This is a genomic window from Klebsiella terrigena (assembly GCF_006539725.1).
Classification (GTDB): Bacteria; Pseudomonadota; Gammaproteobacteria; order Enterobacterales; family Enterobacteriaceae; genus Klebsiella; species Klebsiella terrigena.
The window spans coordinates 20633-27935 of record NZ_BJNO01000039.1 but is presented as its reverse complement, the minus strand read 5'-3'; the positions used below and the strand labels follow the sequence as shown (position 1 = coordinate 27935).

Annotated in this window: 5 protein-coding genes; 4 read left to right on the top strand and 1 reads right to left on the bottom strand. The window is 59.2% G+C overall.

What is annotated here, in order from left to right; translation table 11 throughout:
• Positions 1–287 precede the first annotated feature (287 nt).
• A complete protein-coding gene (locus tag RTE01_RS25375) occupies positions 288–1019 on the top strand; it encodes a transporter substrate-binding domain-containing protein (RefSeq protein ID WP_135185314.1) in 732 nt (243 codons plus the stop codon).
• Positions 1020–1070: 51 nt separating this feature from the next.
• On the opposite strand, the gene orn is transcribed toward RTE01_RS25375, so the two are convergent.
• A complete protein-coding gene (gene orn, locus RTE01_RS25370; protein WP_134525144.1) occupies positions 1071–1616 on the bottom strand; it encodes an oligoribonuclease in 546 nt (181 codons plus the stop codon).
• 94 nt (positions 1617–1710) lie between these two features.
• Between orn and rsgA the strand changes: the two genes are divergently transcribed.
• The 3 genes from rsgA to mscM all read left to right on the top strand — a co-directional run bounded on the left by rsgA (position 1711) and on the right by mscM (position 7255).
• The gene (gene rsgA, locus RTE01_RS25365; protein ID WP_041143703.1) at positions 1711–2772 is read left to right on the top strand and encodes a small ribosomal subunit biogenesis GTPase RsgA; all 1062 of its coding nucleotides are present in this window, start codon (positions 1711–1713) and stop codon (positions 2770–2772) included.
• Positions 2773–2978: 206 nt separating this feature from the next.
• The gene (gene asd / locus RTE01_RS25360; RefSeq protein WP_041143702.1) at positions 2979–3905 is read left to right on the top strand and encodes an archaetidylserine decarboxylase; all 927 of its coding nucleotides are present in this window, start codon (positions 2979–2981) and stop codon (positions 3903–3905) included.
• 23 nt (positions 3906–3928) lie between these two features.
• Positions 3929–7255: a miniconductance mechanosensitive channel MscM gene (gene mscM / locus RTE01_RS25355; RefSeq protein ID WP_041143701.1), complete on the top strand. Its 3327-nt coding sequence runs from the start codon at positions 3929–3931 to the stop codon at positions 7253–7255.
• Positions 7256–7303: the final 48 nt, after the last annotated feature.

Here is a 7303-nt window from a genome sequence, read left to right as displayed (position 1 = left end):
GTACTTCTTGCCATATTTCTATGGCGTCGTGATTTGCATTTCTGCTTCGTCACGGGAGGCGCATTATACGAGAATTCGATTTAGCTGCAACCCCCCTGCGAGCACTTTTTTTCTATTTTTGTCTGAATGGACGTTTTATCGCCAGATAGCGCCCTGAATTGTATAAATAAGCAGCGCATAAGGCAAAATAACTTTTTCCGACCTTGTTAAAGGCGCAAAATCGCCCCGCTCTGCGGGTATGATCACCCCATAGACGGTCAACAACAATGACAAACAGGGAAATTAAAATGAAAAAGACGCTCTCCGTCCTGCTGCTGATCGCGCTAGCTATGGGAACGGCATCGGCAACGACGCTGCATTTTGGCACTACGACGGCCAATCCGCCCTTTGAAACCGTCAACGCGAAAAATCAGCCGGCCGGTTTTGATATCGATCTTGCCCGGGCGCTCTGTAAACAGATGCAGGCCGAGTGCACGTTTACGCCGCAAAGCTTCGATACCCTCATCCCGGCGCTGCGCTTTAAGAAATTCGACGCCATCATCGCCGGCATTGAGATCGTCCCGATGCGCGAAAGGCGGGTCGCCTTCACTCAGCCCTATCGCCAGCAGCTCTCCGGCGTGGTTGTCAGCGCAAAGAATAGCGCCCAGGGTTTTGCTGACCTGAAGGGTCAAAAGATTGGCGTCGCTAAAGGCAGCATTCATCAGCGCTACCTACAAGATAAGCAAAAACAGTTGAACGTCGTCGCTTACGAGAGCGATGCCGCCGCGTTCAGCGCGCTGAAAGAGGGGAGCGTTAACGGGGTAATGAGCGATCGCGCCGGCGCCGAGACGTGGCTGCAGGAGAATCCTGACTACGCCATCATCGACGAGCAGGCAACCGACGCCAAATATTATGGTAAGCAGCTGGCGATCGCGGTGCGTCAGGATGACCCGGAACTGCTCAACGCGCTGAATGCCGCGCTGGAGGTCGTCAAGGCCTCCCCGGAATTCGGGCAAATGGAGCAGAAGTGGTTTAAATAGCTGGCCTGCCGCCGGGGCCTGTGACCCCGGCGGCACGATGAGAGCTTAACGTTACAGCTTGATAAAGTGCTCGCGGTAGTAGGACAGCTCCGCCACCGATTCGCGAATGTCATCCATCGCCTGATGGGTGCCCTGCTTTTTAAAGCCATCGAGGATTTCCGGCTTCCAGCGGCGCGCCAGCTCTTTTAGGGTGCTGACGTCGAGGTAGCGGTAGTGAAAGTACGCTTCCAGCTCGGGCATGTACTTAAAGAGAAAGCGGCGGTCCTGACCAATGCTGTTGCCGCAAATCGGTGATTTACCCGCGGGTACCCACTGCTTGAGGAATTCGATAGTCGCCAGCTCGGCCTCGCGATCGCCCTGGTTGCTGGCCTTGACGCGCTCCACCAGCCCGCTGCCGGTATGGGTGCGCACGTTCCACTCGTCCATCAGCGCCAGCTGCGCGTCAGACTGGTGTACCGCAATGGTCGGCCCTTCCGCCAGAATGTTCAGGTTTGCATCGGTCACCAGGGTGGCGATTTCGATAATGCGATCGCGCTCCGGATCCAGCCCCGTCATTTCAAGATCGATCCAAATCAGGTTGTTTTCATCTGCACTCATGCTATTTTCCACCCTTCTTGCGTGACTATATTCATCTAAAATAGCGTGTATCATAGAGGTTTTGCCCCTACAGGGCGACCAGGAGCCAGTTCGATTGAGTAAAAATAAACTCTCCAAAGGCCAACAGCGCCGCGTGAAGGCCAACCACCAGCGCCGCCTGAAAACGACTTCGGAGAAGGCCGACTACGATGACAATCTGTTTGGCGAGACCTCCGAAGGCGTCGTCATTAGCCGCTTCGGCATGCATGCCGACGTTGAATCCGTTGACGGTGGCGTTCACCGCTGCAACATTCGCCGGACAATCCGTTCGCTGGTCACCGGCGACCGCGTGGTCTGGCGCCCGGGCAAAGACGCCGCTGACGGCGTTAGAGTAAAAGGTATCGTTGAGGCCGTGCACGAGCGGACCTCGGTCCTGACGCGTCCGGATTTCTATGATGGCGTGAAGCCCATCGCCGCCAACATCGATCAGATAGTCATCGTTTCCGCGATTTTACCGGAGCTGTCGTTAAACATTATTGACCGCTATCTGGTGGCGAGCGAAGCGCTGGACGTCGAGCCGCTGATTGTGCTTAACAAGATTGACCTGCTGGACGAGGACGCCTTAGCGTTCGTCAACGAGCAGATGGATATCTACCGCAAAATTGGCTATCCCGTGCTGATGGTATCAAGCCGGACCCAGGACGGGCTGAAGCCGCTTGAAGAGGCCCTCACCGGCCGCATCAGCATCTTTGCCGGACAGTCAGGGGTGGGGAAATCCAGCCTGCTGAACGCGCTGCTGGGCCTCGGCGACGATCTGATCCTGACCAACGACGTCTCTGACAACTCGGGCCTCGGCCAGCACACCACCACCGCCGCGCGCCTCTACCATTTCCCGCACGGCGGCGACGTGATCGACTCCCCCGGCGTGCGTGAATTTGGCCTCTGGCATCTTGATGCGGAACAAATCACCCACGGTTTTGTCGAATTTCACGATTATTTAGGCCGTTGCAAATACCGCGACTGCAAGCATGATACCGATCCGGGCTGCGCGATTCGCGAAGCGGTTGAAAACGGCAGCATCAACGCGCGCCGTTTTGAAAACTACCACCGTATTCTGGAAAGCATGAACGAAGTGCAGGTAAAAACGCGTAAAAGCTTTTCATCATCCGATGACTGACATTTAAGCTGAGCATCGCTATACGCTTCATCCTTCAGCCTGCCTCTGCGCTGGCGACGTACGTCTCCCCGGCAATGCTGCCGGGGATTCGCAGACCGGCCGCCGCGATGCAGCCCGGATGAGTTTAGGTATAGAATCGACCCTTTTTTCAGATCCCCGACGCGTTGCGGGGGTCAGGAACGATAAATAATGGCCTGGAGGCTACCTTGTTAAACGATCTGAAACTTTCGCTGCAATACATTCTGCCTAAACTGTGGCTTACCCGCCTCGCAGGCTGGGGTGCGAGCAAACGAGCGGGTTGGCTGACGAAGCTGGTCATCGACCTGTTCGTGAAGTGCTACAAGGTCGATATGAAAGAGGCGCAGAAGCCCGATACCGCCAGCTACCGCACCTTTAACGATTTCTTTGTGCGCCCACTGCGTGATGAAGCGCGTCCGCTCAACACCGACCCGAACGTGCTGGTGATGCCTGCCGATGGCGCCATTAGCCAGCTGGGCGCTATCGAAGACGATAAAATCCTGCAGGCCAAAGGCCACAACTACACCCTGGAAGCGCTGCTGGCCGGCAACTACCAGATGGCAGAGCTGTTCCGCAACGGTAACTTCGCCACCACCTATCTGTCGCCGCGTGACTACCACCGCGTCCACATGCCGTGTAACGGTATTCTGCGCGAAATGATCTACGTTCCGGGCGATCTGTTCTCCGTTAACCACCTGACCGCGCAGAACGTGCCGAATCTGTTCGCCCGCAACGAGCGCGTCATCTGCCTGTTCGATACTGAGTTCGGTCCGATGGCGCAAATTCTGGTCGGTGCGACCATCGTTGGCAGCATTGAAACCGTATGGTCCGGTACCGTGACTCCGCCGCGTGAAGGCGTGATTAAGCGCTGGACCTGGCCGGCGGGCGACAATGAAGGCTCCATTGCCCTGCTGAAAGGCCAGGAGATGGGTCGCTTCAAGCTCGGTTCGACGGTGATCAACCTGTTTGCACCGGGCAAGGTTAAGCTGCTCGAGGAGCTGCAGAACCTCTCCGTCACTAAGCTTGGTCAGCCGCTGGCGACCGCCGTTGAGACCATGTCCACGACCGAAGGCGCCGCCAGCATTCTGGGCGACGATTCGCAAGACGAAGGTTAATAGCTGACAAAAAGGGTTATGCCGTGCGCCTGATATATATTTTCCTGCTGGCCTGGAGCCTCAGTCTGGGGGCGTACGCAGCGACAGCCCCCGACGCGAAACAGATAGCTCAGGAACTGGAACAGGCGAAGGCGGCAAAACCCGCCCAGCCTGGTACCGTTGAAGCGCTGCAGTCCGCGCTGAACGCGCTCGAGGAGCGTAGCGCTTCCCTCGAGCGCACGCGCCAGTACCAGCAGGTTATCGATAACTTCCCCAAGCTGTTCCAGACCCTGCGCTCGCAGATCAACAACCTGGCCGATGAACCGCGCCAGGTATCAACGACGCTCTCCACCGATGCCCTGAATCAGGAAATCCTGCAGGTCAGCAGCCAGCTGCTCGAAGCCAGCCGTCAGGCCCAGCAGGAGCAGGAGCGCGCCCGCGATATCGCCGATTCGCTAAACCAGCTTCCGCAGCAGCAAACCGACGCCCGCCGTCAGCTGAACGACGTTGAGCGCCGCGTTGGCACGCAGACCAGCAATACCCCGCTGGCGCAGGCGCAAAATCTTAGCCTGCAGGCGGAATCCGCGCGCCTGAAGGCGCTGGTCAACGAGCTGGATCTGGCGCAGCTCTCCGCCAACAATCGCCAGGAGCTGTCGCGCATGCGCGCCGATCTGGCGCAAAGACAGAGCAAGCTGCTCGACGGCTACCTGCAGGCTCTGCGTAATCAGCTCAACAGCCAGCGCCAGCGCGAAGCCGAAAAGGCGCTGGAAAGCACCGAGCTGCTGGCGGAGAACAGCGAAAACCTGCCGCCGGAGCTGATGGCGCAGTTTAAAATTAACCGCGAGCTGTCTCAGGCCCTGAACCAGCAGGCTCAGCGCATGGACCTGGTGGCTTCCCAGCAGCGTCAGGCCTCCAACCAGACGCTCCAGGTTCGCCAGGCGCTCAATACGCTACGCGAGCAGTCGCAGTGGCTGGGCGCCTCCAGCCTGCTGGGCGAAGCGCTACGCGCCCAGGTCGCCCGCCTGCCGGAGACACCAAAACCCCAGCAGCTGGATACCGAGATGGCCCAGCTGCGGGTGCAGCGGCTGCGCTTTGAGGACCTGCTCGGCAGCCAGACGCAGCTCCGCCAGCTGCGCCAGGCCGACGGCCAGGAGCTGACCAGCGAGCAGAATCGCATTCTTGAGGCGCAGCTGCGCACGCAAAGCGAGCTGCTCAACTCGCTGCTGCAGGGCGGCGATACGCTGATTCTGGAGCTGACCAAGCTCAAGGTGGCCAACGGTCAGCTTGAGGACGCCCTGAAAGAGATGAACGAAGCGACCCACCGCTATCTGTTCTGGACCTCGGACGTCAGCCCTATCGGTTTTTCATGGCCGCTGGAAATTGCTCACGATCTGCGCCGCCTGGTCTCTCTCGACACCGTTAGCCAGCTGGGCAAAGCCAGCGCGATGATGTTAACCAGCAAGGAGACGCTGCTGCCGCTGTTTGGCGCGCTGATTCTGGTCGGTTTCAGCATCAGCTCGCGTCGCCACTTCACCCGCTTCCTGGAGCGTTCCAGCGCCCGCGTGGGCAAAGTGACCCAGGACCATTTCTGGCTCACCCTGCGCACCGTGTTCTGGTCGATTCTGGTGGCCTCGCCGCTGCCGGTATTGTGGATGACGCTCGGCTATGGCCTGCAGTCCGCCTGGCCCTTCCCGCTGGCGGTCGCCATCGGCGAAAGCGTCACCGCCACGGTGCCGCTGCTGTGGGTGGTGATGGTTTGCGCGACCTTTGCGCGTCCGAACGGCCTGTTTATCGCCCACTTCGGCTGGCCGCGTAGCCGGGTCACCAAGGCCATGCGCTACTACCTGATGAGCATCGGGCTGATCGTCCCGCTGATTATTGCGCTGATCATGTTCGATAACCTCAACGACCGTGAGTTCTCGGCCTCCCTCGGCCGCCTGTGCTTCCTGCTGATTTGCGGGGCGCTGGCGCTGGTCACCCTGAGCCTCAAGCATGCCGGTATTCCGCTGTATCTCGATAAGTCGGGAAGCGGCGATAATATGGTTAACCGCATGCTGTGGAACCTGCTGCTGGGCGCGCCGCTGATTGCCATGCTGGCGGCGGCCATTGGCTACCTGGCGACCGCCCAGGCGCTGCTGGCCAGGCTGGAAACGTCGGTGGCGATCTGGTTCTTACTGCTCGTGGTCTATCACATCATCCGCCGCTGGATGCTGATCCAGCGCCGCCGGCTGGCCTTCGATCGCGCCAAGCATCGCCGGGCGGAAATTCTGGCCCAACGCGCGCGCGGCGAAGATGAGGCCGCGCACTCCAGCAGCCCTGAAGGGTCTGCGGAAATCGAAGTCAGTGAAATCGATCTCGATGCGATCAGTATCCGGTCGCTGCGGCTGGTACGCTCGCTGCTGATGCTGGTCGCCCTGGTCTCGGTGATCGTCCTGTGGTCAGAAATCCATTCGGCGTTTGGCTTCCTCGAGAATATCTCGCTGTGGGACGCGACCTCGACGGTACAGGGCGTTGAAAGCATCGAGCCGATTACGCTTGGAGCAGTGCTGATCGCGATTCTGGTGCTGATTATCACCACCCAACTGGTGCGCAACCTCCCAGCCCTGCTGGAGCTGGCGATTCTGCAGCACCTGGACCTCACGCCGGGCACCGGCTACGCGATCACCACCATTACCAAATACCTGCTGATGCTGATTGGCGGCCTGGTGGGCTTCTCGATGATTGGCATTGAGTGGGCGAAGCTGCAGTGGCTGGTAGCGGCTCTCGGCGTCGGCCTCGGTTTTGGCCTGCAGGAGATCTTTGCCAACTTTATCTCGGGCCTGATTATTCTCTTTGAAAAGCCGATACGTATTGGCGATACGGTGACCATCCGCGATCTGACCGGCAGTATCACCCGCATCAACACCCGCGCCACGACCATCAGCGACTGGGACCGGAAAGAGATTATCGTGCCGAATAAGGCGTTCATCACCGAGCAGTTTATCAACTGGTCGCTGTCTGACTCCGTCACCCGCGTGGTGCTGACGGTGCCGGCCCCGGCGGATGCGAATACCGAAGAGGTTACGCAGATCCTGATTAACGCCGCCCACCGCTGTTCGCTGGTTATCGATACGCCGGCGCCGGAGGCCTTCCTCGTCGATCTGCAGCAGGGGATTCAGATTTTCGAGCTGCGTATTTACGCCGCCGAGATGGGTCACCGCATGCCGCTGCGCCACGAGATCCATAAGCTGATTCTGGCAGGCTATCGCGAACACGGTATCGATATGCCGTTCCCACCGTTCCAGATGCGTCTGGAGAGCATTGACGGCAGGAAGAGCAGCAGAGCAATGACCTCAGCAGGGAAATCCAGCCGCACGGCGGGCAGCCTGTAGGTTCAACCTGGCCGGCGGCTCGTGCGCCGGTCAGGTCCGCTCTCTGGC

Excerpts from the sequence above, each read along its gene's own strand:
- RTE01_RS25375 (WP_135185314.1), top strand. The coding sequence starts at position 288 with ATGAAAAAGACGCTCTCCGTCCTGCTGCTGATCGCGCTAGCTATGGGA.
- orn (WP_134525144.1), bottom strand. The coding sequence starts at position 1,616 with ATGAGTGCAGATGAAAACAACCTGATTTGGATCGATCTTGAAATGACG.